Raw genomic sequence first — 1,307 nt, forward strand, 5'->3', positions numbered from 1 at the left:
CCCCAGCCGCGCTGCGAAAGACGCTTCAGGTAGTGCTCGAACACCGCCATGCCGGCGATGCCGTGCTTTTCCGCTTCCTTCTCGCACCAGTGGTACGCGGATTGGTAGCCGGCCTTGTAGAGAATCTCCGCGTAGACCTCGCGGCCCAGCGCTTCTTCAACCGCCGTGTGATTGTTCGTGAAAAAGTGGCGCGGCACGTATAGCATCGGCAGCGCGTCGGTGGTCCAGACGCCGGTGTGCGGATCGACGTCGATCGGAAGTTGCGGTTGCATGTCGTAAGTCTCCGGGAATCTTATTTATTCAGTCATTCTTAATAATCTGGATGGTCTTTCTTCGCGGCTTTAAAACTGCTCGCTCAGCCGCTCAGCTAATCAACCGTTCCAGACTTCACCGAACACGCGCAGCCAGTTCTCGCCCATCACCTTGCGGATGCGCGCCTCGCTCCAGCCCGCCTTCTGCATCGCCGCCGTCAGGTTCGGGAATTCGCCGATCGTGCGGATGCCCTCCGGATTCACCACCTTGCCGAAATCCGTCAGACGGCGGTAGCGCCCCTTGTCGTGCGTGATCCAGTCGAAGAACTCCGTCGTATAGCCCTGCGTGAAGTCCGTGCCGATGCCCACCTTGTCCTCGCCGATCACATCGACCACGTATTCGATCGCTTCGAGATAATCTTCGACGGTCGCGTCCGGCCCCTTCTTCAGAAACGGCGCGAACATCGTCACGCCCACGAAGCCGTTCGCGTCGGCAATTTCCCGCAGCTGCTCGTCACTCTTGTTGCGCGGATGTTCCTTCAGGCCCGACGGGCAGCAGTGCGAATACGTCACGGGCTTCTTCGAGCAGGCGATCGCATCGGACGAAGTCTTGCCGCCCACGTGCGAGAGATCGACCATGATGCCCACGCGGTTCATCTCCTGGATCACTTCGCGCCCGTAGCCCGAGAGGCCGCCGTCCGGCTCGTAGCAGCCGGTGCCGACGAGGTTCTGGGTGTTGTAGCAAAGCTGCACGACGTTCACGCCGAGTTCCTTGAAGACCTCGATATAGCCGAGGTTGTCTTCGAAGGCGTACGAGTTCTGGAAGCCGAAGATGATGCCGGTTTTATTCTCTTTTTTGGCGCGCAGGATGTCGTCGGTCGTGCGCACGAGCGTGAGGATTTCGCTGTACTCGCGGATCTGCTGCTTCATTTCCGCGATGTTGTCGATGGTCTTCTGGAAGTCGTCCCACACGGAGACCGTGCAGTTCACGGCGGTGACGCCGCCCTTGCGCATGTCTTCGAACACCGAGCGTTCGAATTTCGAAATGTTCAGACC

At 59.4% G+C, this 1,307-nt stretch carries 2 protein-coding genes; both read right to left on the minus strand.

The window, feature by feature from the left end; all coding sequences use genetic code 11:
* On the minus strand, positions 1-272 hold a 272-nt coding region (locus G3N58_RS33805), incomplete at its 3' end, for a DUF5943 domain-containing protein (RefSeq protein ID WP_241017358.1).
* Between the two features lie 99 nt (positions 273-371).
* Positions 372-1,307: dipeptidase (locus tag G3N58_RS33810; protein ID WP_206001365.1), on the minus strand; the 936-nt coding region annotated here is incomplete at its 5' end.

The organism is Paraburkholderia sp. Ac-20342 (genome assembly GCF_017104985.1).
GTDB lineage: Bacteria > Pseudomonadota > Gammaproteobacteria > Burkholderiales > Burkholderiaceae > Paraburkholderia.